Origin of the sequence: Duganella alba (assembly GCF_009674495.1) — a bacterium.
Taxonomy (GTDB): domain Bacteria; phylum Pseudomonadota; class Gammaproteobacteria; order Burkholderiales; family Burkholderiaceae_D; genus Rugamonas; species Rugamonas alba.
Map to the genome: position 1 here is coordinate 21,829 of NZ_WKJN01000004.1, position 26,910 is coordinate 48,738.

The window sequence follows — 26,910 nt, forward strand, 5'->3', positions numbered from 1 at the left end:
TCATGCAGCGCGCCGCGCCGGTTCCCCCAGCAACACCGAGCGCGGTTCATCCAGCAAGTAGCCCTGCACGAGTAACGACACACCTGCGGCCGCGCCAAGTTCGCGCAAGGCCGTCAGGTGCTGCTCCGTTTCCACCCGTTTGAACACCACTGCCACCCTGGCGGCGGCACTGCGTTGCAACAACTCCGTTAGTCCCTTCTGATCCTGCAATTCGCGCGCGTCCAGCTTGAACACATCCGGCCGCAGCCGATCCAGCACCGCCAGGCCATCCCGCGCATTGTTCACATTGACCGCAAAGCGGAAACCGTTGCGCCGGTAATTGTCCGATACATAATTCAACAGCCAGCCCTGCTGCGGTGTCGCCGCCGGCAATTGCAGCACCACGCGCTCCAACGGCAGCTCCAGCGCATCGAGAATACGGCGGAAAGCATGGCCGTGGTTGCTGCTGACCGCGCTCAACAGGCGGTCGTGCACGTTCAGGTACAGGTCCGCCGCCAAATCGCCGGCCTGGCGGAAGAAATTAATCGCATGCAGCATGCGGCACAGCCGGTCCAGCTCGATCGACTCGTCGTCGCTGGCCGCGTGATCGAGCAGCTTCCACAGCGACAGGCCCAGGTCCTGCGCCGACACGCTGCGCGCCAGCCCTTCGTAGGCCTGCACCGCCTGGCTATCCAGCTGACGGATCGGCTGGAACGCGCTGCTCATGGTGCAATTGAAAAACCGCCCTTGGGCCTTGCCCTCGTGATCGAGCCAGATGCTGGAAGCAGCGCCGGTGGCGTCGGATAGACGCGCCAGATACTTTTGCAGGATGGGGAAAGACATGGAACTCCTCTACGGGTACTGAGAATGTCGACAGCGTATGCCCGTGCCCGGGAAAGCAGAACGAATGCTTTCGCCTATGGATATGCCAAAACATTCGTTCCGCCCCGGCAGCGCGGCCGTTATCGTGAGGTCATCGTTTAACTATGCCGTTATCCCATGTGCCAACTACTCGCGATGAGCAGCCATAAACCGGCTGCGGTGGATTTTTCCTTTGCCGGCTTTTCCGAGCGTGGCGGCCGCACCGGCGAACACAAGGACGGCTGGGGCATCGCCCTGCACACGCCCACCGGCTGCCGTCTGTACACCGATTACCTGCCGTCGATCCACTCGCCGCTGGCCGCACAGTTCAAGCAAAGCCCGATCAAGGCGCGCAGCGTGGTGGCGCACATCCGCAAGGCCACGCAGGGCCGCGTGTCGCTGGAAAACAGCCACCCGTTCACCCGCGAGCTGTGGGGCCAGACCTGGTCGTTCGCCCACAATGGTGATTTAAAACTGTTCGATCCCAATCCCAGCGTGTACGCGCCATGGGGCGACACCGACAGCGAACGCGCCTTCTGCCACCTGCTGTCCGGCCTGGCGCTGCGCTTCGAGCATCAGCCGGAGCGGCACCAGTTGTTTGCCGCACTGGAAGCATTGGCCGGCGAAATCGCCAGCTACGGCACGTTCAATTTCATCCTGTCCAACGGCGACCTGGTGTTCGCCCATTGCAGCACCGACCTGCATGTGGTGGTGCGCGAATACCCGTTCTCGGTGGCGCACCTGATCGATTGCGATCTCAGCATCGACTTCAGCCGCCACAACCACCTGGACGACCGCATCGCCGTAATCGCCACGCAGCCGCTGACCTCCAACGAACACTGGACGCGTTTTGCGGCGGGCGAACTGAAACTGTTCGCCGGCGGAGTGGAAGTGGGAGCCGCGCGGGAAGCGCGTGAGGAGTGGCTGCTGGAAGTGGCTTACTAAACCGTATTGCAGTTGCAGAAACGCTTGCGCTTGGGCGCATTCGGGCAGGTGGCGTCTTCATCCAGCTGCTTCCAGAAAAACACCGTCTCGACGCCATACGGCGAGCGCACCCTGCCGGCGTCGGTATAGCCGCGCTGGGCGAAGAACTGCCGGCCGGTCGCGGTGCTGTGCAGCTGCAACGCTTTCACACCCCATTCGCATGCCTGCTCTTCCATGCGTTTCAGCAGCGCCTTGCCGGCGCCCTTGCCTTGTGCTTCCGGCAGCAGGTAGCACAGCGCCAGCTTGCCGGCGCCGGTCAGCAATGCGACGCCGACAACCGTGCCTTCACTGACTGCGACCAGCGAAAAATTGGTCGGCGAACTGAACCAGTTGGCCACCATCTGCGGAGTTTTATTGCCTAGCCAGGCGTCAAGGATGGTGGGATCGTGTTGGTGATCCAGTTCACAGCATTCCTTGATCGAACGGCGCAATACAGTGCACGCTGCCTCCGCATCCGTCGAAGCAGCAATACGAATTTCAAGAGTCATGTACGCTCACAAACATTACTTTTAGTACTGGGAACGACTATACACTAAGCCGGGTAAGGCCGTCGGATGCTGCCAGACTAGAGGGTCGCTCCAGTTTTGCACACGAATGTTTTCAGCAATCCATATGCGTTTTATCGTTGACATCTAAGCATATAACGAAAAATTCGTATCTTTTCGGGACGAAATTTTACACCATGGACGTCTGTTATTACGAAAGCTCATTATGACCACTAAAAATACGCGCCGTTTCGTTTTATCTTCCTTCCTGGCCGCCTCCGCCACGCTGTTTGGTCTGCCTGCCGCGCAGGCTGCCGACACCGTGCTGCTGAATGCCGCTTACGACGTCACCCGCGAACTGTTCAAGGACATCAACCCGGCCTTCACCGCCCAATGGAAGAAAACCACCGGCGAGACGGTCGACGTCAACCAGTCGCACGGCGGCTCGTCCAAGCAGGCGCGTTCGGTGGCGGACGGCATGGAAGCGTCGATCGTGACCATGAACCAGGCCAACGACATCGACATCCTGGTCGAGCGCGGCGTGGTGTCGGCCGACTGGGCCAAGAAATTCCCGAACAACGCCTCGCCGTTCTACTCGACCATGGTGTTCCTGGTGCGCAAAGGCAATCCGAAACAGGTCAAGGACTGGGGCGACCTGGCCAAGCCGGGCGTGAAAGTCATCATTCCGCATCCCAAAACCTCGGGCAACGGCCGCTACACCTACCTGGCGGCCTGGGGCTCGGTGATCAAGAAAGGTGGCAACGAGGCGCAGGCGCGTGACCTGGTCGGCAAGATCTTCCATAACGTGCCGGTGCTGGACGCCGGCGGCCGCGGCGCCACCACCACCTTCACCCAGCGTGAAATCGGCGACGTGCTGGTGACCTTCGAAAACGAAGTGAACCTGGTGCGCGCGGAATTCGGCGACAAGTTCGACGTGGTCTACCCGTCGATCTCGATCCTGGCCGAGTCGCCAGTGGCCGTGGTCGACAAGGTGGTCGACAAGCGCAACCTGCGCAAGCAGGCCACCGGCTACGTCAACTTCCTGTACAGCGAAGAAGGCCAGGAAATCATCGCCAGGCACTCGCTGCGTCCGCGCTCGGAAAAGGCCTTCAAGAAGTACAACGCCAACTTCCGCCAAGTCACCCTGTTCACCATCGACGACGTGTTCGGCGGCTGGAAAGCGGCGCAGAAGAAGCACTTTGACGACGGCGGCGAGTTCGACAAGATCTATAACAAATAACATTATTCGGATAGATTCGTTTGCAAATGGCCGCCGGCCCCGTAATCTGGAAGCGTAGTAAATCAACCAGACAAAGGAAGCACGATGGCCATTTCTGAAATTAACGTACGCAATCAATTCCGGGGCAAGATCAAGGAAATCATCTTTGGCCCGGTCGTTTCGGAAGTCGATGTGGAAACCCAGCACGGCATCGTCACCTCGGTGATCACCTCGCGCTCCATCCAGGACCTGGACCTGAAAGTCGGCAGCGAAGTCATCGCCTTGGTGAAATCAACCGAGGTCTCCATCGCCAAGATCGGCAACTGACCATACCGTCCCGGCCGCCGCCGCGGCCGGTAAACGGAAAAAAGCCCTGAGTCCTCCCGTCTCAGGGCTTTTTTGCTTAAGGCGGCCTTAACGTACAAAAAAAATATAAGAATCCGGGACTTACATACAATAGACGAGAAGCAGCTTTAATGTTATTGTCTATCCTTAGAGAATATTGCCGTATAGCAGGATTTTTTACGTGCGCCGCGTCGCCCAGACGCGTCCGATAGACTCCCTATTCCCGAATACTTATATGCTCAAGAAAATTGTTGCTGTATTGCTGAGTTCGTTTACCGTGGCCGCGTTCGCCGCCGTACCGCTCGGCTCGCAGTCGGTGCTGGTCGTTGAAGACGGCACTGGCAAAGTCCTGTTGGAAAAAAACGCCAACGCCCAGGTCCCGATCGCTTCGCTGACCAAGCTGATGACCGCCATGGTCGTGCTGGACGCCAAGCCGGACATGAACGAGAAAATCGAAATCGACCGCGCCGACGTGGACATGCTGAAGCACAGCGCGTCGCGCGTGCCGGTGGGCGCCGAGCTGTCGCGCAGCGACGTGCTGCAGCTGGCGCTGATGTCGTCGGATAACCGCGCCGCCGCGTCGCTGGGCCGTACCTATCCGGGCGGTCTGCCGGCGTTCCGCATGGCCGTGCGCAGCAAGATCAAGGCGCTGGGCTTGACCCAGACGGTGATCGAGGAGCCGACCGGTTTGTCGCCGCACAATATGTCGACCGCGACCGATCTGGTGAAGATTGCGACGGCGGCGTCGGCGTATCCGGAGATTCGCCGGATTACCACCGATACCAAGGACATCATCAACATCAAGGGCCGCAAGGTGGAGTACCACAACACCAATCGCCTGGTTGGCGCCAAGGGTTGGGATGTGGGCCTGTCCAAGACGGGTTATACCGAAGAGGCGGGCCGTTGCCTGATCATGCGCTTCAAGTCGGGCGGCAAGGACAATACGCTGGTGCTGTTGAACGCGAAGGCGAACTCGGCGCGGCAAATGGATGCGGTGAACATTCGTCGCTTTATTGCTGGGGCGGATGAGCCGAAGGTGATGAAGGCTTCCGTGACCACCAAGAAGAAGGCTGTCAAACGCAGCAAGCGCACGCGTCGCGCGATGTGATCTTTAAACCCGCACTGCCTGGTGGGGTCTGACCCCGTGCGGGGTCAGACCCCTAAGTGGTAACGCTGGCGTCGTGGCAAAAGCGTGCGGGGTAGCATTCTAGTTTTCCAGTTGGCTGCGCAGGCCGCTAGCCCGCTGGGTCCGTTGGCCAATTGCATCCAGCAGCACCTGGCCGTTCGGGGTAAGCAAGGTGAAGTAATCCCGCGCCCGCGTGATGCCGGTGTAGATCAACTCCCGCGCCAGCATGCCACCGCCGTCCTTGGGCAACACCATGGCCGTGTGCGCAAATTCCGAACCCTGCGATTTGTGCACCGTCATCGCAAACGCCGTCTCCACATTCCGCAACCTGGTCGCCAGCACGCTGCGCACCGTCTCCCCTTCCGAGAAGTACACCCGCAACGCTCCCGCACGCGCCGGATCAGGCAAGGTCAGGCCGATATCGCCATTGAACACGCCAGTCGCATAATCATTGCGCGTCACCATCACCGGCCGTCCGACATACCATTCGCCGGTACGCTTGAGCAGCCCAGCCTTCTGCAAGCGCTGCTCGATCGACTCGTTCAATCCCGACACGCCCCACTCGCCCTCGCGCACCGCGCACAGGATCCGGAAGCTTTCAAAGCTCTTTAAAACCGATTTCACCCACGCAAGGTGATCCGCCTCGTCCGGCGCATGCCGGATCAACTGCAAATACGGCTGATAGCCGCTCAAAGCCAGTTGCAGCAGATCCGCCGACTGCGCCATATCAGTCCACGTCACCTTGCCATCCAGCCCCTCGCGCAGCACATTGACCGCCGCTGCGGCATCCCCCGCATTCACCGCCAGCGCCAGCGCGCCAATCGGGCCGCCGAAACGCCGGCTCTCGCGCAGCATCACCGTCTGCTGCGCGATCGGTCCGCCGTGGCCTTCAAAATTCCCGGGAATGCGCTGCCCGGTCGCGGCCTGCACGTAGGACAAGGTCTCGGGCAGATACTCGCCCGCCTCGGCGTTGTGGCACAGATCCCCCAGCACCGCGCCCGCCTCCACCGACGCCAACTGGTCCTTGTCACCGAGCAGGATCAGCGTGGCCGTCTCCGGCAAGGCCGCCAGCAGCGCCGACATCATCTCCAGGTGAATCATCGACGCTTCATCGACAATCAACACATCCACGTCCAGCTGATTGCCCGCATGATGCTGGAACGCCCGCGTATCCGGCCGCGCGCCCAGCAAACTATGCAGCGTGCGCGCCGCGCCCATGCGGGCCGCCAGTTCGCGCAGCGGCAACTCGTCGCCGACCTTCTCCGCCAGCTCGTCCAGCGCCGTATCGATCGACTGCTTCAGCCGCGCTGCCGCCTTGCCGGTCGGCGCAGCCAGCGCCACGCGCAAGCCGGCCTGTCCCTCGCCCGCCGTCGCAAACAACAAGGCCAGCAAACGCGCCACCGTATAAGTCTTGCCGGTGCCCGGACCGCCGGTGATGATCCCCAGCTTGCCGCGCATGGCGACCGCGCAGGCGATCTTCTGCCAGTCCACGCCACCGCCGCGCGGCGCGTGCGGGAACAGGTTGTCCAGCCAGCGGCGAATGCCGGCGGTCTGCATATCCGCATCCGCCGCCAGCACGCCGCCCAGCGCGCGGCTGCGCACCGCCTGCGCCACGTGCGTCTCGTCCTGCCAGTAGCGGCGCAGATACAGCCGCTCGCCATCCAGCACCAGTGGCTGATGATGCTGATCGCCGCCCACCGGCCATACCTGCGCGCAGCGCGCCAGCAGATCGCACCAGGCGTCCGTGTCGGCCGGCCAGTCGCCCACCGATGCGCGCAGGTCGCGCCATTCCTCGCCGCTCCAGCCCAGCAGCGCGGCCGGATCGGCATTCAGCTCGTCGAGCATCAGGCAGCTGTGGCCGCGCCCTTCCAGTTCGGACAACAGCACGCAGGCCGCCATCAACTGCGGCGAGCTGTCGCCCACGGACGCAATAAAGCGCGCAAACGCGCCGCTCAGGCGGCGCAGCTGGCCAGCCTCGGTCAGCGCATCGACCTGCTGGAAAAACTCAATACTCATTGTGTGCCTCGGTGTTCAACAGGCTGTCCAGGCCGTCCAGCAATTCCATGTCGGGCGCGATCCAGTAGCAGCCGCGCGTCTGCGCATTGCCTATGCCGCGCAAGAACATGAAGATCGCGCCGCCCAGTTGCTCGGCTGGATCGTAAGCGTCGCCCAGACGGCTTTGCAGCAGCCGGTGCAAAGCCAGCATGTAAATCGCGCCCTGGATATCGTAGCGGTGCTCGGCCATCGCCGTGATCAGCGCCGGCTCGTGGTAGCTGGCGTCGCCGCCGCCCAGCGCGTTCGATTTGTAGTCCAGTATCCAGTAGCGGCCCTCGTGCTCGAACACCAGGTCGCAGAAGCCTTTCAGCATGCCGTGCAGCTCGCGCTCCGGCAGCGCCGGCCGCGTGGCGCCGCCCAGCAGATGCGTGGCGCACAGCTTGTCCAGCGCGCCGGTAGCCAGGCGGTCGCTCGGGAACCAGAACTCCATCTCCGGCAGCGGCGCGACGATGGCGCTTAACGGCGCATTCAGATGCGGCAGCGACGTGCTGGCGATTTCGCGCAACCATGCCAGCGTATCGTCCAGACGATTCCCCCAGCCGGCGCGCTCCACACGGCGTGTCAGGCGCGATGCAAACGTCTCGTGGTCAACGATGGCAAAGCCCTCCTGCCCCATCCACTCCAATTGTTCGTGCAGGAAGTTACCGGGCACCGAGCCGCGCGGGAAGCGGTGCCACGGCGTGTCTTCCACGCGCGACGGCAAGGCCATGGCCGGCTGGTCGCCGTCTTCCAGCAGCTTTTCCTGCAAGGCGTCGCGCGGCACCGGGCCGGCGGCGCTAATGGTGCCGGTTGGCCCGGTGCGCCTTGCCAGTGAGCTGAAGCTGCCCACCGACCAGTCACGCTCAAACCGGCCGCTGTAATGCTGCGGCTCCAGCAAGGCCGGGCGATGCTCGACGCGACTCAGGCGCGTGATCTGTTTGGCGTCCATCGCCAGCAGGTCGAGGCGGATGTCGCCGCAGTCCCGGCACGCGTGCTGCCAGCGCTCCATCATCAGGTCCGATGGCAGCGGCGCGCCGCCGGTCAGCAGGTAGCCGAGCGCGGATTCGTGCAGCGTGTTGTCGCCGGCCTTGCGCGCCGACAGCGCCGTCACGCCCAGCCACAGGAAGTGGCGCGCGCGCGTCAGCGCCACGTACATCAGCCGCAGGTCTTCCTGCAGGCGCGCGCGTTCCACCAGCTCCATCGCCGTATCGCTCAGCGCCATGTCGATGCGGCGCACGCCGTCGTCATCGCTGAATTCGAAGAAGCTGCGGTTGCGGCGTTCGACCTTGCGCGCGGTGACGGCAAACGGCAGGTACACCAGCGGATACTCCAGGCCTTTCGACTTGTGCACCGTGACCACCTTGACCAGCTCCGCGTCGCTTTCCAGACGCAGCACCCGTTCGTCGCCGCCGCCCTCGCCGCCTTCGATTTGCTCGGCGAGCCAGCGTATCAGCGCCTGCTCGCCGTCCAGTTGGCGGCTGGCCGATTGCAGCAGTTCGGCCAGGTGCAGCAGATTGGTCAGACGCCGCTCGCCGCCCACCTGTTGCAGCAGGGCGGCCGGCAGTTGCAGTTCGTGGATGAAGCGGCGCAGCATGGCCAGCACGCCCTGCCGCTGCCAGATGATGTGCAGCGCCTTCAGTTGTTCGACGCGCTCTTCCCACGCCAGTTCGTCCGACGACAGGCGCGCCAGCTCGGCCAGCGGCAGGCCGGCGGTGCGGGTGGCGTAGGCGGCGCGCGCCAGGGCGCCGTCCAGCGGATTGGCAACCGCCGACAACCAGCGCAGCACGTCGGCCGCTTCCTCGCTATCAGTGACAGAGTCCTTGTCCGACAGGTAGACGCTCGGCACGCCACGCCGTTGCAGCGCGCGGCGGATGGCGGCCGCCTCCTTGCGGTCGCGCACCAGCACCGCGATGTCGGCGGGCTTCAGCCGCTGCGGTCCGTCATCGACGCCGGCAAAGCCTGCACGCTCGTCATTCAATTTGGCGACGATGTCCTCGGCACAGTGGCTGGCGAAGAATTCGCGGTAGCCTTCGGCTTTCAGTTCCTGCGTGGCGCTGCACGCGATCACCAGCGCCGGTACCTCACCGGCTGCGTCCACCATGTGTTCCTTGCGCCCCTTGGCGTCCACCGCCTCGAACGGCAGCGGATTCTCGCGCGAAGCAGGATCGCGGAAGCGGAAGGCGCCGCGTGCGAAGCCCTCGCCGGCCGCGCGGCCTTCGGCGTGCAGGAACAGGTGGTTGACCGCATCCACCACCGGCTTGGTCGAGCGGTAGTTGGTGCCCAGCTGGTAGTGGCGACCGGCGGTGGCGCGCCGAGCCGACAGGTAGCTGTGGATGTCGGCGCCACGGAAACCATAGATCGACTGCTTCGGATCGCCGATCAGGAACAGGCCCGTTTCCGGATCGTTGTCGGCCACGCGATACAGCTCGTTGAAGATCTGGTACTGGTTCGGCGCCGTATCCTGGAATTCGTCCACCAGCGCCACCGGATACTGCTCGGTGATGCGCTTGCGCAGCGCGGCGCCGTTTTCGCCTTGCAGCGCGGCGTTCAGACGGTCCAGCATGTCGGCGAAACCGAACTGGCGGCTGCGCTTTTTCAGCTCGGCCATGCGATTGGCGACCGTGGCTGCCGCGTGGCGGTACAGCGCGTGCGACAGCGGTTCGATCTCGGCCAGCGCGCGCTTCAGCGGCTGCGTTTCGTCGAAATCATCCGGTATGACGGTGCTGAAGTTCTTGGCGAAGGCGTCTTCCAGCCCTTCCGGCGTCAGGCGGTTCCAGGCCGTGTCCGAAATCTCCGGCAGCACCTGGGCCGGATTCTGCGCCCACTCGCGCAGCCCGTTGAACCAGCTGACCAGCGAATCGGGCCGCATCTTGTTGCCGTTGAAGCACTTGGGATCGGCGGCGCGATGGCCGGCGATGAATTGTTCCATGCGCGTGGCGCGCTCGTGCCAGCCGGCTTTCAGCGCCTCCAACCGGGCCTGCTGCGCGCGCTGCACATCGGCGATCAGGACGCCCAGCGATTCGCCGCCCGCATCACCGATGATGTCGGCGCGCTTGACCAGTTCGCGGATGGATTTCTTCAATGCGCCGACGTCGCCCCAGCACGACAGCAGCGCTTCCAGCGATGCCGCGTTCAGCGGATACACCTGCTGGCGCCAGTAATCGTGCGCGGCGTCTTCGAACAGCGCCTGCTCGTCGCTGACCAGTTCTTCGTCAAACAGGCTGCCGCTGTCGAAGGCGTGCTCGCGCAACATGCGCTGGCACCAGGCGTCGATGGTGAAGATGGCCGCTTCGTCCATCGTTTCGGCGGCCAGTTGCAGGCGGTGCGCGGCCTGCTGCTTGTGGCTGTAATCCGGATAGGCGTCCAGGATCTCGTCCAGGTAGTCGTCGCGTTTCTGGCGCGGCTCGTCGGCGCGGAAGTAGGCCGCCGCTTCGACCAGCCGTTCGCGCACGCGGTTGGACAGCTCGCGCGTGGCGGCGCGGGTGAAGGTCATCACCAGGATATCGGCCGGCAGCAGCGGACGGCGGTAGGCGTGGACGCCGCCGTGGCCCAGCACCAGCCGCACGTACAGCGCGGCGATGGTCCAGGTCTTGCCGGTGCCGGCGCTGGCCTCGATCAGGCGCGAGCCGTGCAGCGGAAAGGTCAGCGGTGCGAGTTGATTGGCGACGATGGTGCTCATGCTGCGTCCTCGCCTTCGATGCGGGCTACGGTGATAGATTGGTCCATCCAGTCGGCCAGCGGCCCATACAGGGCGCGCGAGACGTCATGGAAATCCGGTTCGGCGCTGAGGGCCGCATAGTCAGGCCACATGCGCTTGAGGCACAGGTCTTCGCTTTCGCCGCCGATGTCGAAACCGCCGTCATAGACCGCGCGCGCATCGCCCTCCTGCACCAGCGCCAGCGCCGTCTTGCAGGCGGTGGGCAGCGGACGGTTCATGCCGTCGCGCCACAGGCACACCAGTTCGCGCAAGGCTTCCTCCGCCAGTTCCGGCGCCAGCGGCCGCATGGTGACGATGGCGTCGCGCGCCACCAGGTGGCCGGTGACCTGCATGCCGGTGGCCGATATGGCCAGCTGGCGCAGCCACATCGCGATCAGCTTGTCGCCGCGCGGCTTGCCCTGCTTGTCCGCCACGCGCGACGACATCTGCGCCAGCCACACGGTTTCGCTGCCGTTGCTGCGCAGTTGATCGATCCAGTCGTCCAGCGGCACGCCGGCCAGCATCAGGTTCAGCGCCACTTTCGGCGCCGGCAGTTCGTAGTGCTGGCGCAGCGTCAGCCACGCGCAGCGCACCGGCACCAGCGCTTCCACCAGTTGATGCTGGTACTGCTGGCCGATCAGGCCAATCGGCAGCACGCCTTCGCGCGCCAGACGCTCGGCGCGCTGGGTCAGTTTGTCGTAGACCTGGTCGATTTCTTCCGGCGTTTCGGCGTCGTCGAGCATGGTGTCTTCCAGCAGATAGCGTTCCAGCGCGTTGAGCGAGAACGGTTCCTCATCCTCGCCCACCAGAGCGGCCTCGCCGAACATCACGCCCAGCCGCTGGCGGAAGAAGAAACGCACCGGCTGGCGCAGGAAGTTGTGCAGGCTGCCCAGTTTCAGGCGGAACTTGTCGTCAATGTCGAATGGCGGCAGTTCGATGGTGTCGCCGCTCCGCGCTTCCTCGCCGTGGGCTTCGCGCCATTCCCGTGCATAGGTCAGCAGGCCGCCATCTTCAAAATAGCGGCGGCTGAACGGTTGCAAGGCGTGTTCGGTGGTGCGCTGTTTCAGGTCCAGCTGCCAGCCGCTGACCAGATAATCGCGCAGCTGCGACACCAGCACCGACGGCGGCTGCTCGCTGTTGTCGCGCACATTGCGCCCGACCCAGCTGACATACAGCTTGTCGCGCGCGGCCAGCACGGCTTCCAGCATCAGGTAGCGGTCGTCGTCGCGGCGCGAGCGGTCGCCGGGACGGACCATGCCCGGCTGCGCCAGCAGGTCGAAGTCGGCCTTCGGTGCGCGGCGCGGGAAGTCGCCGTCGTTCATGCCGAGCAGGCAGACCACGCGAAACGGCACGGCGCGCATCGGCATCAGCGTGCAGAAGGTCACGCCGCCGGAGACGAACTGGTGGTTCAGCGTCGGCTCGTCCATCAGTCCGAGCCAGGCTTCGCGCAGCACGGCCAGCGGCACGGCTTCTTCGTAGGCCGCGCCTTCGCAGGTGTCCAGCCACTTTTTCAGGGCGTCGTCCAGTTGCGCCAGCGTCAGGCGGTCATTCTCTTCGCCGGCCCTGAAGAAGGTGGCCAGCAGCGCGCGCGCCTGCACGCCCCACTCGGCAGGGGAACGCGATTCGGCCAGCACGGCGCGCCAGTGCAGCAGCGCTTCCACCAGCTGCGCCAGCGAGCCGGCCAGCGCGGCATCCAGGCCACCCACTTCGCCGTAAGGCTCGATGCCGGCGAAGCTGTCGCCGGCGCCGCTGGCGTAACCCAGCAGCATGCGGCGCACGCCAAAGATCCAGGCATTCTGCTCGCCGGCCGGGCCCAGGCCAAGGCCGCTGCGGTGCTGCTGGTCCAGGCCCCAGCGCACGCCCGAGCCTTCGATCCAGCGCCCCAGCGTCGGCAGATCATCGTCGTGCAGGCCGAAACGGGCGGCCAGCGCCGGCACGTCCAGCAGGTCGCGCACTTCGCTCTGGCGGCAGCGCTGCTGCGGCAATCGCAGCAGCCATTCCAGCGCCACCAGCAGCGGATTGACGCTGCGGTCGTTGACGTCGCCGATCTCGAACGGGATGTAGCGCGCATCGCTGCGGCGGTGCTGAGCGAACACGGCGTGGATGGCGGCCGAGAAGGTGTCGATGTCCGGCACCATCACCACCACGTCGCGCGGACGCAGCGGACGGCCGCCGTGCTCCGCGTCGGCGAACATCTGCAGCAACTGGTCGTGCAGCACTTCCACTTCGCGTTGCACGCTGTGGGTGACGTGGAATTCGATCGAGCGGTCGCCGTCCTCCGGCGCCACGCCGGGATGCTCGGCCAGCGGCAGCAGCTCGCGCACGGCGGCCTGCACCTGCGTCAGCAGCGTGTCGCCGTCGCCGTCGCTGAACAGGTCCACGCGCAGCGGCGCGACATCGTCTTCGTTGGCGGCGACGCTGGCCTGCGCCGCTTCGTCGAATTCATCCAGCATGCGGACAAAGTCGCGGCCCTGCCGCCCCCAGCTGGCCAGCAGCGGGTGGCTGTGCGCGTGCAGCTCTTCCAGCGGGATCTGGCCCAGATCCTGGCCGTTGCGCAGCTGCTGACGACGGTGCGCGCTGCGCAGCAGGTCGCGGCCTTCGATGATGTCGCCCCAGTAGTACTGGCAGGGATTGGGCACCGCCAGCAGCACCTGCGTGTGGCGCGCCAGCGAGGCCAGCGCCTGCAAGGTCTGGAACGGCAGCGCCGACACGCCGAAGATCACCACCCGGCGCGGCAAACGGCCCAGCGGCGTTTCGCCGGCGGCGCTGGCGCGCACGAATTCGGTGTGCACGGTGGCGCGGCCCAGGCCACGCTCATGCGGCTCGACGTCGGCGATGACGGCGCGCCACAACTGGCCTTGCCAGCGCTGGTCTTCCGGCAGCGGCGTGACGTCGCCGCGCGCGTTGCGCAACTGGTCGCGGCCGGCGGCCCAGTCGTCCAGCCAGTCGGCGCGGTAGACCTGGTATTGGTCGAACAAGTCGGCCAGGCGCTCGGCCAGTTGCAGGCGGCGCTCCGCTTCGCCGTCCGACAGGAAGTGTCGCAGCGGGGCGAAGACCGGATCGGCCAGCAGGGTCGGCAACAGGCGCATCAGACGCCAGGTCAGCGGCCCCTTGTCGAAGGCGGAGATGGGCGGCACGCTGTCGCGTCCCAGCATGCCGCGATAGGCGTCCCACAGGAAGCGCGCCGGCAGCGCCACGCGCGAGGCGGCGCAGATGCCGATTTCCTCGGCCAGCGCGATTTTCAGCCATTCGGCCACGCCATTGGACTGCACCAGAAAGATTTCCGATTCCAGCGCCCCGAGCGGGTGGTTGCGCAGCCATTGGAAGACGGCGGCGCGCAACTGTTCCATCTGATTGCCGTGCAAGATCAGCAGACCGGGGGTGATGCCAGAAGTCATAGAGCTCTTCAATGTTAGCGAGGCTCTATTATCGCTCTAGCCCGGATCGTATGCCAGCAGTTCCTGCTCGATATGGTGATCCAGCACCGCCAGCATGGCGTGCAGCTCCTGCACCAGGCGCCGGGCATTGGCCATGCCGGTGTCGTTGCGCACCTGTTCCAGCGCGTAGCACAGGTTCCCGAACTGCATGGCGCCGACCGCACGGGCCGACGATTTGATGCGGTGGCCCAGCTCCGCCAGGTGCGCCAGGTCTTCCATTTCCAGCGCCTCGTCGAGCTCCTGCAATCCATCGCGCGCGGAACTCAGGAACAGCAGCGCGTATTTGCGCATCTTGTCCGGCTTGCCGCCGAAGGTTTGCGCCAGCGCTTCCAGGTCGAACAGCTCGGCCGACACGTCCGGAGCCGGGACCGGCGGCGCGGACGGCGCCATCTGGCGCGGCACGAACACCGGCGGCGACAGCGGGGTCAAGCCCTCCGGCACCGAGAAATACGACGGCGGCGGTGGCGCCGGCGGGCGCACGGCGCTGGCCGTCCGCGCCCGCTGGCCCATCCACTTGGCCAGCATGTTGAACAGCAGCTTGGGCGCGATCGGCTTGGTGAGGAATTCGTCCATGCCGGCGTCCAGGCAGCGCTGCTGGTCGTCGCGGCCGGCATTGGCGGTCATGGCGATGATCAGCGTCGCCGACAGCTTGGGATGCGCGCGGATCAGGCGCGTGGCCTCATAGCCGTCCATCACCGGCATCTGCACGTCCATCAGCACGCAGTCGAAGCGCTCCTTGAGCAGCAGGTCGATCGCCTCCTTGCCGTTGTTCGCCACGCAGACCGTGGCGCCGACATCCTCCAGCAGCTCCTGCCCCACCTGCTGGCTGAAGATATTGTCCTCGACCAGCAGCACCGAGGCGCCGCGGATGCTGTCCAGCACATCCGGTTCCACTGTTTCGCTGCTCGGCGCCAGGAAGTGCACGCCCTTGGCCAGCCGCGCCGTGAACCAGAAGGTGCTGCCCCGCCCCGGCGTGCTGTCGACGCCGACGCCGCCGCCCATCAGTTCCGCCAGCTGCTTGCTGATCACCAGCCCCAGGCCGGTGCCGCCGTAGCGTCGCGTGGTCGAGGTGTCGGCCTGGTGGAAGGACTGGAACAGCTGCGCCACCTGCTGCGCCGACATGCCGATGCCGTGGTCGATCACCTCGAAGCGCACCATGATGTGGCTGTCGCGCTCCTCCAGCGGCCAGGCGCGGACGATCACCTTGCCGTTCTCGGAGAACTTGATGGCGTTGCTGGTGAAGTTCAGCAGCACCTGCTCCAGCCGCAGCGGATCGCCGCGCAGCTGGTACGACAGGCCGGGGCCGATTTCATACACCAGCTCCAGCCCGCGCTCATGGGCATTCTCGCCGAGCTGGCTGGAGATGTTGGCCAGCAGCGAGTCGAGCGTGAAGTCCAGCACCTCCAGGTCCATCTTGCCGGCTTCGATCTTGGAGAAATCCAGGATGTCGTTGATGATGCCCAGCAGGTGCTGGCCGGAGTGGTAAATCTTTTGCAGGTAGTCGCGCTGCTTGGGATGCGTCACCGACTTCAGCGCCAGGTGCGCCATGCCGATGATGGAGTTCATCGGCGTGCGGATCTCGTGGCTCATATTGGACAGGAAATCGCTCTTGGCCTGGTTGGCCGCATCCGCTTCGTCCTTGAGCTGGTGCAGCGCCGTGACATCGGTCGACAGGCCGATCACCGCCCAGTAGGAGCGGCCCAGCTCCACCGGCATCTTCACCGTCCACAGATGCTGCAGCACGCCGTCGCGGCCGATAAACCGCGCCTCGCCCGAACGCTTGACATTGCTGGCGAGGACAGGCTGCTCCAGCGCCCATTCGGCGTCCGCCTCGTCCGCCGGCATCAGCTCGCAATCGCGCTTGCCGATGATCGCCTGCACCGGCATGCCCATGCACTCGGCCTTGCGCGCGTTGACGTAGATATAGCGGCGGTTGTGGTCCTTCATGTAGACGTGGGCGTCGATGTTGTTCAGCACCGTATCGAGCAGCACGCCCTGCTTGATGGCGCGGCGGCGCGACGCGTACAGCACGAACACATAGCTGTACAACAGCAGCATGCCGGCAAAGCCGATCAGCGCCGCCACCGGCGGGAAATACAGGTCGAAGCCGGACAACAGCGCGTCCTTGCGCACGCGGAACTGCGCCTTCCACAAGCTGCCGTTGAAATCGATCGGCAGCGTGGTCTCCAGATATTCGACGCCCAGGCCCGGCGGCGCCGGCGGCGGTGTCGTCGCGCCGGTGTCGGAATACAGCAGGCGGTCGGTTTTCTCGATCACCAGGCGGCGCTGGTCGGCGCTGGCGCTGCCGTCGGCGTACAAGGTCAGGTGCACCTGGCTCACGGTCATCTCGTCGACGGCGCCCTGCACCAGCCGCGCCACGCTGAAGCCGGCGCCCACCGTTCCCAGATAGGCCGCGCGGCGTTCGGCCACGGTGTCGAGCGGCAGGCCGCGGCGGTACACCGGCAGCCGCACGCCCAGACCATAGTGCGGCGTCGGCAGCCGGAACAGAATCGGCTGGCCGGCGGCGCCCACCTTGCCGCTGTCGCGCGTCGCATCCAGCATGGCCGCCACGGGCGCGGTTGCGGCAATGTCGACGCCCATCCGCTGCTGCAGGATCAGGTCCGGCTCCAGATAGGTCAGCACGGCGTAGGACGGGCGCCGGCCCGGCGGCGTGATGTCGAACTGCGGATAGCCTTCGGCGCGCACGCCGGCCACGAACTGGTCGCGCTGCGCGTCGGTAACCATCGGCGCCCAGGTCAATGCTTCGATCGCGGGAAAATGGCGCGGCGTGTCGAGGCTGGTCACGTACTGGTGGAATTGGGCGCGGCTGATGTTGTCTGACGTCTGGAACAGCGCGGCCAGCGCGCGGGTCAGGTCCGCATAGGATTTGATGCGGGCGGAAATGCCGTACTGCGTGCTGCGCGCCAGGTTTTCGAACAGTTGCGAGGCGTCCTCGTCGACGGTGCGCGAGGCGGCGCCGTACAGCACGGCGCCCATGCAGGTGGCCAACGCAAACCCGACGCCCCAGAACACCAGGCGCGCGCGGCGATTTGCCGACCTTCTTTCAGCGGATTTCAGCATGCACTATCACTTTAAAAGCGGAAATTATTTGCATCACAGCAGCATACTATCAATGCCGCGCAGGAACCAGAGAAAGAATTGGTGAGAATTGAGCCGAGGTCGCTATCGAAAATGAAGGGAACCTTATGCCACAAGGCGTGCTCTAAGAGATGAGGCTGTCTCCTGGAGGCGATCATGCGAAAAAATTTCATGTTGTCGATGGTGCTCGTTGCGCTGATGCGGACGCTGCATGCGGCCGAAGAAGAGCACGGTTTCGATGCTGAGTTGCAAACACCATTCCACGCCGACAGCAAGGGCATACGAACGGCGACCATGCAGTTCTCCGCACCCGCTGCCGGACCACAAAAATTGCGCTGGCAGCTCGAACTGCTGCCGCGGCACGACGACACCGTGGTCCGTACCTGGCGCGGCAAACAGACCCTCGCCGGCGGCAAGGCGGCGGTCACGCTGCGCTGGCGAGCCAACGTACCCGCCGGCGTCTACCGCCTGCGCTTGCGCGCCAGCCTGGAGGGCGGCGGCGAGATCGAGCAGAGCTGGCCGGTGGCGGTGGACCAGGCCGCAGCGCCGCCAGCCATCGCGGCCGGCGCCACGCCCCCATACGACATCTACCTGGGCAATCTGCACAGCCAGACCAACCATAGCGACGGCGGCGGCGCTTTGGACCATTGCACCGGCGCACAGGAACCGCAGTCGGGCGCCTTCGGCCCCAGCGACGCCTATGCCTACGCCCAGCAGCACGGCCTTGATTTCCTGATGACATCCGAACACAACCACATGTACGACGGCTCCGACGGCACCAATCAGCAGGCCGACGCCGATGCCGCCCGCGCCTTGTTCCAGGACGGCCTGCGCCAAGCCGCCAGCTGGCGCGACGGGCACAGCAAGTTTTTGGCGCTGTACGGCCAGGAATGGGGCGTCATCAACCACGGCGGCCACCTCAACCTGCTCAACGCCGACGCTCTGCTCGGGTGGGAGCGCAACGCTCAGGGCGACCTGCTGGCCGACCAGGACACGCCGAAGAACGACTACAACGCCCTCTACACGCTGATGCGCGGGCGCGGCTGGTTCGGCCAGTTCAACCATCCGCAACACGACCAGTTCGCCATCAACGGCAAGCCGCTGGCATGGACCGGCGACGGCGACGTCAGCATGCTGCTGTGCGAAGTGATGAACAGCAGCGCCTTTTCCAGCAAGTCCGACGAAAGCGAAACGCGCCACAGCAACTTCGAAGCCGCCTGCAACAGCCTGCTGGAAGCGGGCTACCACCTGGCGTTCAGCAGCAACCAGGACAACCATTGCGCCAACTGGGGCGCGGCGTATTCGAACCGAACGGCCGTACTGTTGCCACGCAACACGCCGCTGACGCCGGCCTCGCTGCTGGAGGCGCTGCAAGCCCGTCGCGTCTACGCCACGATGGACAAGCATGCGCAGTTGATCTTCACCGCCAACGGCCACATGATGGGCGAGCGCATCCAGAATCGCGGCAAGCTGACGCTGCAAGCCAGATACAGCAGCGACAGCGGCCGCAGCATCGCCGCCGTCAGCATCTTCCAGGGTGTTCCCGGCCGAAATGGCAAGGTCGCCGCTCTGGGAAGCAAGCTGAAGCGCACGCTGACACCTTTACCGGGCGAACATTTTTATTACGCCAGGGTCACGCAAGACGACGGCAAAATGCTGTGGAGCGCGCCGATTTGGGTGACACAATCGTCACCATGAACCAAGGTCAATCGTGCGCTGTGGAAAATTTAATTCCGATAATATTTTTAAGGCTAGAAAAGCTGGAATCAGAGTTATTAAAACGATAAAATACCTGGTAAAACGGCGGTGCCGCAACGCACAATATTGCTTGACTCCACCCATTACAAGAGTATCTTTTACCTTCCAAACCGCTACCGTCCTCAGCCAGCCGTGCAGATCCCAAAAGTTCTTCTCGTCAACGACGATCAGGCCAGCCTGTATGCCCTGGAAAGCTTGCTGCTGGACGCGGCGGATCAGCATTTGTATGAGCTGATCAGTGCCGGCTCGGGCAAGGAAGCGCTGCGCCACGTGCTGCGCCACGAGTTCGCCGTGATCCTGCTGGACGTCAGCATGCCCGGCATGGATGGATTTGAAACGGCCGAAGCGATCCACTCCCATCCGCGCTCGGCCGGCACGCCCATCATCTTCATCACCGCCCACTACGCGGACGAACTGAACCGCCTGAAGGCCTACCAGAAAGGCGCGGCCGACTACCTGTTCACGCCGGTCATCCCGCAGATTCTGCAAGCCAAGGTGGCGGTGTTTGTCGAAATCGCGGCCAAGAACATGCAGCTGCGCATCAAGAGCGACGAACTGGCGCGCCTCAACCAGGATTTGCGCGTGCAGCGCCTGCAAGACCTGGAGCGCATCAATGCCGAACTGGAACAGGAAATCAAGGAGCGCAAACAGGCGGAACAGCGTGCCCACGAGTTGTCGACGCGCGACGCGCTGACCAACCTGCTCAACCGCCGCGCACTGATCCAGCAGTTGGAACATGCTGTCGCCACGGCCGACCGCAGCGGCGTCGGCTTCGCGCTGCTGTTCCTCGACCTGGACAAATTCAAGCCGGTCAACGACACCTACGGCCACGAGGCCGGCGACGAACTGCTGCGCCAGGTGGCGGCGCGGCTGACGGCGTCGGTGCGCGTGGCCGACATCGTCGCGCGCCTGGGCGGTGATGAATTCGTGGTGCTCATCGAAGGCAAGTCCGCCTCGGCCAACGCCGCGCGCGTCGGCCGCAAGATCGAAATGGCCTGCGCGCTGCCGTTCGACATCGGCAGCAATCGCCTGAAGACCGCGGCCAGCATCGGCATCGCGCTGTACCCGGAAGACGGCGCCAATGCCCAGGCGCTGATGAAGAACGCCGACACGGCGATGTACCACGCCAAGCAGCACACGTCGACGCCGGTGCAGTTCTTCCACGAAGAGCTCAACGTGCGCGAGCGCGAACGCGAACAATGGACGCTGGAATTGCGCAAGGCGCTGGCGGCGGGCCAGCTGGAACTGCGCTATCAGCCGCAGGTCGACCTGCGCAGCGGCGATGTGGTGGCCGCCGAGGCGCTGCTGTACTGGCGCCATCCGCTGCGCGGCCTGATGCAAGCGGCGCAATTCCTGCCGCAGGTGCAGGAACGCACGCTGCTCGACCGCATCGACGCCTGGGTGGTTGCGCAAAGCTGCGCGCAAGTCTCGCTGTGGCAAAGCCTGAACCGGAACGTGCAAGGCCCGCCGCTGTGCATCTGGATCAACCTCGCCACGCCGCAGCTGCACGCGGACCTGCCGCAGGCGCTGCTGCCGGCCATGCGCAAGCACGGCCTGCCGTCAGGCAGCATCGGCATCGAACTCAATGAAAAGCTGCTGCTCGGCCCCACCGAACCCCTGGCGCCGCTGCTGACGCAATTGCAAGGCATGGGTGTGCACATCGCGCTGGACGATTTCGGCAGCGCGCGCTCGTCGCTGGCCGCCTGCAAGCGCTGGCAGCTCAACGCGCTGAAGATCGACCGCGGCTTCGTGCACGGCATCGGCAACGACGAAGGCGGCACCGACATCGTGGCGGCCGTGGTGCACCTGGCGAAAGCGCTGTCGATGCGCGTGATCGCGCTCAGCGTCGAAACCCGGCAGCAGCTGGAAGTGCTGCAGGAGCTGGGCTGCCACGCCTGCCAGGGCGAACTGTTTTATCCGCCGCTGCCGGCCGCCGGCCTGCTCGAACAAACAAGCGATACCCCTATCAACTCACCTTCCCTCCTAAGCAACGAGGAATAAGCTATGAATAATATGACCGACCTGGGCGAGCAACTGGACGCAAAGGTGCTGCTCTCCACGCTGATGGCACTGAAAAAAGGAGACTTTTCAGTGCGCATGCCATCCGACTGGATCGGCATGGCCGGCAAGATCGCCGACACGCTCAACGACATCATCGACACCAAGGCGCGCATGGTGCGCGAGGTGACGGAGGTCAGCCGCGTGGTGGGCCGCGAAGGCCGGCTGACGCAGCGCGCCGAAATGACCAACACCACCGGCGGCTGGGCCACCATCATCAGCTCCGTCAACACGCTGATCGACGACCTGGTGCGGCCGACCTCCGAAATGGCGCGCGTGATCGGCGCCGTGGCGAAAGGCGATTTGTCGCAGACCATGTCGCTGGAAGTCGACGGCCATCCGCTGAAAGGCCAGTACCTGCGGGCGGCGATGACGGCCAACACCATGGTGGAACAGCTGTCGTCGTTCTCCTCCGAGGTGACGCGCGTGGCGCGGGAAGTGGGTACGGAAGGTAAGCTGGGCGGCCAGGCGCAGGTGAAAGGCGTGGCCGGCACCTGGAAGGACTTGACCGACTCGGTGAACTCGATGGCGGGTAACCTGACGTCGCAGGTGCGTAACATCGCCGAGGTGACCACGGCGGTGGCCAACGGCGACTTGTCCAAGAAAATCACGGTGGACGTGCGCGGCGAGATTCTGCAACTGAAGGACACCATCAACGTGATGGTGGACCAGCTGCGTTCCTTCGCTTCCGAGGTGACGCGCGTGGCGCGTGAGGTCGGTACGGAAGGCAAGCTGGGCGGCCAGGCTTACGTGCCGGGCGTCGGCGGCACCTGGAAGGACTTGACCGACAACGTCAACTTCATGGCGTCCAACCTGACGGGCCAGGTGCGTAACATCGCGGCGGTGACGACGGCGGTGGCGAACGGCGACTTGTCCAAGAAGATCACGGTGGACGTCAAAGGCGAGATTCTCGAACTGAAAAACACCATCAACGTGATGGTGGACCAGCTATCCTCCTTCGCTTCCGAGGTGACGCGCGTGGCGCGTGAGGTCGGCACGGAAGGCAAGCTCGGCGGCCAGGCGCAGGTGAAAGGCGTGGCCGGCACCTGGAAGGACTTGACCGACTCGGTGAACTCCATGGCAGGCAACTTGACCGGCCAGGTGCGTAACATCGCCGACGTGACCACCGCCGTGGCCAATGGCGACTTGTCGAAGAAGATCACGGTGGACGTGAAAGGCGAGATTCTGGAACTGAAAAACACCATCAACGTGATGGTGGACCAATTGAACTCCTTCGCTTCCGAGGTGACGCGCGTGGCGCGCGAGGTGGGCACGGAAGGTAAGCTGGGCGGCCAGGCCAACGTGCCCGGCGTGGCCGGCACCTGGAAGGACTTGACCGACGGCGTGAACTCGATGGCGGGTAACCTGACCGGCCAGGTGCGTAACATCGCCGACGTGACCACCGCCGTGGCCAACGGCGACCTGTCGAAGAAAATCACGGTGGACGTGAAAGGCGAGATTCTCGAACTGAAAAACACCATCAACGTGATGGTGGACCAGTTGTCCTCCTTCGCTTCCGAAGTGACGCGCGTGGCGCGCGAAGTGGGTACGGAAGGTAAGCTGGGCGGCCAGGCTTATGTGCCGGGCGTCGGCGGCACCTGGAAGGACCTGACCGACAACGTCAACTTCATGGCGTCCAACCTGACGGGCCAGGTGCGTAACATCGCGGCGGTGACAACGGCGGTGGCGCGCGGCGACTTGTCCAAGAAGATCACGGTGGACGTCAAGGGCGAGATCCTGGAACTGAAGGACACCATCAACGTGATGGTGGACCAGTTGTCCTCCTTCGCATCGGAAGTGACGCGCGTGGCGCGCGAGGTGGGTACGGAAGGCAAGCTGGGCGGCCAGGCCAATGTGTCCGGCGTGGCCGGCACCTGGAAGGACCTGACCGAGAACGTCAACCAGCTGGCGGCCAACCTGACCAACCAGGTGCGCGCGATCGCGGAGGTGGCGACCGCCGTGACGCGCGGCGACTTGTCGCGCTCCATCCAGGTGGAAGCGCGCGGCGAGGTGTCCTACCTGAAGGACAACATCAATGAGATGATCCGCAACCTGAAAGACACCACGCTGAAGAACGCGCAGCAGGATTGGCTGAAGACCAACCTGGCGCGCTTCACCCGCCTGCTGCAAGGCCAGCGCGACTTGCAGGCCGTGACCAAGCTGATTCTGTCGGAGCTGGCGCCGCTGGTGTCGGCGCACCACGGCGTGTTCTACATGATGGATTCCGGCGACACCGACGCCCGCCTGCGCATGATCGCCAGCTACGGCTACCGTTCCAGCCGCAAGCTGCCGACCTCCTTCCTGCCGGGCGAAGGCCTGGTCGGCCAGTGCGCGCTGGAGAAGGTGCGGATCTGGCTGACCGACGTGCCGCGCGATTACATCGTGGTGTCGTCCGGCCTGGGCGCGGCGCCGCCGACCAATATCGTGGTGCTGCCTATCCTGTTCGAGCAGCAGGTCAAGGCGGTGATTGAAATCGCCTCGCTGGACCGCTTCACCGAAACCCACCTGTCCTTCCTCGACCAGCTGATGGAATCCATCGGCGTGGTGCTCAACACCATTGAGGCGAACAGCCGTACCGAATCGCTGCTGACGCAGTCGCAGTCGCTGGCGCAGGAACTGCAACAAACCAACCAGGAGCTGGCGGAAAAGGCGCGCCTGCTGTCCGAGCAGAACATCGAGGTGGAACGGAAAAACCGCGAGGTGGAACAGGCGAAACTGGCGCTGGAAGAAAAAGCCACCCAGCTGGCGCTGTCCTCCAAGTACAAATCCGAGTTCCTGGCGAATATGTCGCATGAGCTGCGCACGCCGCTGAACTCGCTGCTGATCCTGGCGCAGCAGCTGGGCGACAACCCGGACGGCAACCTGTCCGGCAAGCAGGTGGAATTCGCCAAGACCATCCACGGCTCCGGCTCCGACCTGCTGACGCTGATTAATGACATTTTGGACTTGTCGAAGATCGAATCCGGCACCGTCACGCTGGACGTGTCGGAGTACCGCTTCCAGAATCTGCGCAACTACGTCGACCGCACCTTCCGCCACATGGCCGAAGCCAAGCACCTCGGCTTCTCCGTGGAGCTGAAGGAAAGCCTGCCGACGGCGATGATGACCGACACCACGCGCCTGCAGCAGGTGCTGAAAAACCTGCTGTCCAACGCCTTCAAGTTCACCACCCACGGCCAGGTCTCGCTGTGTATCAGCCTGGTCAACAGCGGCTTCACCAGCGACCACCCGAACCTGCTGCACGCGGACGCGGTGCTGTCGTTCGCGGTGACCGACACCGGCGTCGGCATCGCCTCGGACAAGCTGCAACTGATCTTCGAAGCGTTCCAGCAGGCCGACGGCTCCACCGCCCGCAAATACGGCGGCACGGGCCTGGGCCTGTCGATTTCGCGCGAACTGGCGCGTCTGCTGGGCGGCGAGATCCGCGTCGAATCGGTGGTCGGCAGCGGCTCGACCTTCACCCTGTTCCTGCCGTATAACCGCGCGGGCTTCATCAACTACGACATCACCCGCCAGCCGCAGGTGCGCCTGCCGGCGCCGACGCCGCAGGTGGTGTACACGCCGCCGGCGCAGAGTGAACTGGCGCTGGCGGACCACAGCATCATCAGCGAGCTGGATGCGGACCTGGACGAATATAGCGGCAGCGACGACCGCGGCCTGGTGGCGCCGGGCGATCCGTCGGTGCTGATCATCGAGGACGACGAGCGCTTCTCGCAGATCGTGCTGGGCTTCGCGCGCGAGAAGAACTTCAAGGGCATCGTCACCATGCAGGGCGATTCGGCACTGAGCCTGGCGCGCGACTACCTGCCGTCGGCGATCCTGCTGGACCTGGACCTGCCTGATATCGACGGTTTCACGGTGCTGGACCGCCTGAAACGCGACCCGAGCACGCGCCACATTCCGGTGCACGTGATGTCCAGCCTGCGCGAACGCGAACGCGCGCTACGCCTGGGCGCCATCTCCTACCTCAATAAGCCGGTCAGCAAGGAGGCCTTGCAGGAAGAGTTCAGCCGCATCCAGAAATTCCTGTTGGGCGGCAAACGCAGCCTGCTGGTGGTGGATGACGAGCCGGCGCAGCGCGAGTCCATCATCTCGCTGATCGGCGATTCGGACATCCACATCATGGCGGTGGAAACCGGCCAGGCCGCGCTCGATGCGCTGCGCGAGCAGCATTTCGACTGCATGGTGCTGGACCTGACGCTGCCGGACATCAGCGGCTTCGACCTGCTGGACATCATCGGCAAGAACGAGGCGCTGCGCGACCTGCCGATCGTGATCAACACCGCCAAGGACTTGAATCGCAAGGAAGTGGCCAAGCTCAAACGCTACGCCAAGACCATCGTCATCAAGGATGCGCGCTCGCCCGAGCGGCTGCTGGACGAGACGGCGCTGTTCCTGCACCGCTCCCAGGCCAGCCTGCCGGAAGCGCAGCGCAAGATGCTGGAAGAGATCCACGCGGCCGAAGGCGGCCTGGCGGGACGCAAGGTGCTGATCGTCGATGATGACCTGCGCAACATCTTCGCGCTGTCGTCGCTGCTGGAGCGGCAACAGATGCAGGTGTCGTTCGCCGAGAATGGGCGCGACGGCATCGAGGTGCTGGAACGCGATCCGACCATCGAGATCGTCCTGATGGACATCATGATGCCGGAGATGGACGGCTACGACACCATGCGCGCCATCCGCCGCATCCCGAAATTCAAGTCGCTGCCGATCATCACGCTGACGGCGAAGGCGATGAAGGGCGACCGCGATAAATGTATCGCCGCCGGCGCCTCGGACTACATCACCAAGCCGGTGGACGTGGCCCAGCTGCTGTCGCTGATGCGCGTGTGGCTGCACTGATGTCTTCCCTCATCGCCACCATCAAAGCGGCGCTGCGCGGCGTCGAGGACGAGCCGCCCGCCGTGACGCCCATGCCGACCGCGCCGCCGACAACCGGCGTGCCGGTGCTGGTCACGTCCGGCGGCACGGGACGGCGCCATTCGCCGTCCAGCGTCGAGGAGCTGGAACTGGAACTGCTGCTGGAAGCGCTGTTCCAGTGCCACGGCTACGATTTCCGCGGCTACGAACGCGCGGTGGTCAGCCGCAAGGTGCAGGCCCTGCGCTCGCGGCTTGGCCTGCATACCATCTCCGCGCTGCAATCGCGCATCCTGCACGACCAGCCCAGCTACAACGAGCTGCTGCGCGCCCTGTATGTGGAACCGGCGCTGATGTTCGACAACGCGCTGGAAATCTCGATGCTGCGCCTGTCGCTGGGCGTATGCCTGCACGGCGCCGCGCTGCCGCGCGTGTGGCTGGCCGATTGCGCCGGCGCCCAGCAGGCCTGGACCCTGGCCATTCTGCTGGATCAGGAACAGCTGGCCTCGCGCACCGAGGTCTACGCCACGGTCGCCAGCGACACCATGCTGGACGAAGCGCGGCACGCCAGCCTGCCCATGGCCAACCTCGGTGAGCTGCAAGCCAACTACGTGCGCAGCGGCGGCGTCGGCAAGCTGATTGATTATTTCGATGTGCATGAAGACGGCACGCACGCGGTGCTGAAGCCGCACCTGGCCAGCCGCATCACCTGGGCCCAGTACAACCTGGTCACCGATGCGTCGTTCAACGAGTTTCAGATGATACTCGGTCACCGCGCCCTGCCCGACTTCGGTCCGCAGCTGCGCCGGCGCGTGCTGCAACTGTTCGACGACAGCCTGGCGCCGTTCGGCATGCTCGCGCTGGACCGGCCACTGGACGACCACGACGCCCTGTCGCGCCATTACAAGCCGCTGCTGGCGCACCAGTCGTGGTACAAGCGCGTGGCCTGACACCCACGTCGTTCCCGCGCA

General features: G+C 64.6%; 14 protein-coding genes. 8 read left to right on the forward strand and 6 right to left on the reverse strand.

Annotated features, from left to right (window positions below; translation table 11 throughout):
* Positions 1-822, reverse strand: coding sequence for an EAL domain-containing protein (locus tag GJ695_RS04935; protein ID WP_154362491.1), 822 nt, complete (start codon positions 820-822; stop codon positions 1-3).
* A 156-nt stretch (positions 823-978) separates the two neighbouring features.
* Between GJ695_RS04935 and GJ695_RS04940 the strand changes: the two genes are divergently transcribed.
* Positions 979-1,785, forward strand: a complete 807-nt coding sequence (locus GJ695_RS04940) for a class II glutamine amidotransferase (RefSeq protein WP_154362492.1) — start codon at positions 979-981, stop codon at positions 1,783-1,785.
* Here GJ695_RS04940 and GJ695_RS04945 read toward each other — a convergent pair.
* Positions 1,782-2,255, reverse strand: coding sequence for a GNAT family N-acetyltransferase (locus GJ695_RS04945; protein WP_229260474.1), 474 nt, complete (start codon positions 2,253-2,255; stop codon positions 1,782-1,784). The two genes, GJ695_RS04940 and GJ695_RS04945, sit on opposite strands and share 4 nt — an antisense overlap.
* Before the next feature lie 280 nt (positions 2,256-2,535).
* On the opposite strand from GJ695_RS04945, the gene GJ695_RS04950 reads away from it, so the two are divergent.
* The 3 genes from GJ695_RS04950 to GJ695_RS04960 all read left to right on the forward strand — a co-directional run bounded on the left by GJ695_RS04950 (position 2,536) and on the right by GJ695_RS04960 (position 4,981).
* The gene (locus GJ695_RS04950) at positions 2,536-3,549 is read left to right on the forward strand and encodes a sulfate ABC transporter substrate-binding protein (protein ID WP_154362494.1); all 1,014 of its coding nucleotides are present in this window, start codon (positions 2,536-2,538) and stop codon (positions 3,547-3,549) included.
* A gap of 84 nt (positions 3,550-3,633) precedes the next feature.
* Positions 3,634-3,855: a TOBE domain-containing protein gene (locus GJ695_RS04955; protein ID WP_090178885.1), complete on the forward strand. Its 222-nt coding sequence runs from the start codon at positions 3,634-3,636 to the stop codon at positions 3,853-3,855.
* A gap of 253 nt (positions 3,856-4,108) precedes the next feature.
* A complete protein-coding gene (locus GJ695_RS04960) occupies positions 4,109-4,981 on the forward strand; it encodes a serine hydrolase (RefSeq protein WP_154362495.1) in 873 nt (290 codons plus the stop codon).
* A gap of 99 nt (positions 4,982-5,080) precedes the next feature.
* Here the strand turns inward: GJ695_RS04960 and recD are convergent, their stop codons facing one another.
* Genes recD through GJ695_RS04980 form a run of 4 tightly spaced genes read right to left on the reverse strand, consistent with a single transcriptional unit; the run spans position 5,081 to position 17,248 of the window.
* The gene (gene recD / locus GJ695_RS04965) at positions 5,081-7,015 is read right to left on the reverse strand and encodes an exodeoxyribonuclease V subunit alpha (RefSeq protein WP_154362496.1); all 1,935 of its coding nucleotides are present in this window, start codon (positions 7,013-7,015) and stop codon (positions 5,081-5,083) included.
* Complete coding sequence (gene recB, locus GJ695_RS04970; protein ID WP_154362497.1) at positions 7,005-10,712, reverse strand: exodeoxyribonuclease V subunit beta; 3,708 nt, start codon at positions 10,710-10,712, stop codon at positions 7,005-7,007. Before recB ends, recD begins: the two co-directional genes overlap by 11 nt.
* Positions 10,709-14,128, reverse strand: a complete 3,420-nt coding sequence (recC, locus tag GJ695_RS04975; protein WP_154362498.1) for an exodeoxyribonuclease V subunit gamma — start codon at positions 14,126-14,128, stop codon at positions 10,709-10,711. The genes recB and recC overlap by 4 nt, the downstream gene beginning before the upstream one ends.
* Positions 14,129-14,164: 36 nt before the next feature.
* Entirely contained in the window at positions 14,165-17,248 is a 3,084-nt protein-coding gene (locus tag GJ695_RS04980) for a CHASE domain-containing hybrid sensor histidine kinase/response regulator family protein (RefSeq protein ID WP_154362499.1), read from the reverse strand.
* A gap of 174 nt (positions 17,249-17,422) precedes the next feature.
* On the opposite strand from GJ695_RS04980, the gene GJ695_RS04985 reads away from it, so the two are divergent.
* The 4 genes from GJ695_RS04985 (at position 17,423) to GJ695_RS05000 (ending at position 26,889) form a co-directional block, all read left to right on the forward strand.
* Positions 17,423-18,964, forward strand: a complete 1,542-nt coding sequence (locus tag GJ695_RS04985; RefSeq protein WP_166455174.1) for a CehA/McbA family metallohydrolase — start codon at positions 17,423-17,425, stop codon at positions 18,962-18,964.
* Between the two features lie 192 nt (positions 18,965-19,156).
* Complete coding sequence (locus tag GJ695_RS04990) at positions 19,157-21,025, forward strand: putative bifunctional diguanylate cyclase/phosphodiesterase (RefSeq protein WP_166455173.1); 1,869 nt, start codon at positions 19,157-19,159, stop codon at positions 21,023-21,025.
* Between the two features lie 3 nt (positions 21,026-21,028).
* Positions 21,029-25,924, forward strand: coding sequence for a hybrid sensor histidine kinase/response regulator (locus GJ695_RS04995; protein WP_154362501.1), 4,896 nt, complete (start codon positions 21,029-21,031; stop codon positions 25,922-25,924).
* A complete protein-coding gene (locus GJ695_RS05000; protein ID WP_229260473.1) occupies positions 25,924-26,889 on the forward strand; it encodes a CheR family methyltransferase in 966 nt (321 codons plus the stop codon). Before GJ695_RS04995 ends, GJ695_RS05000 begins: the two co-directional genes overlap by 1 nt.
* Positions 26,890-26,910 lie beyond the last annotated feature (21 nt).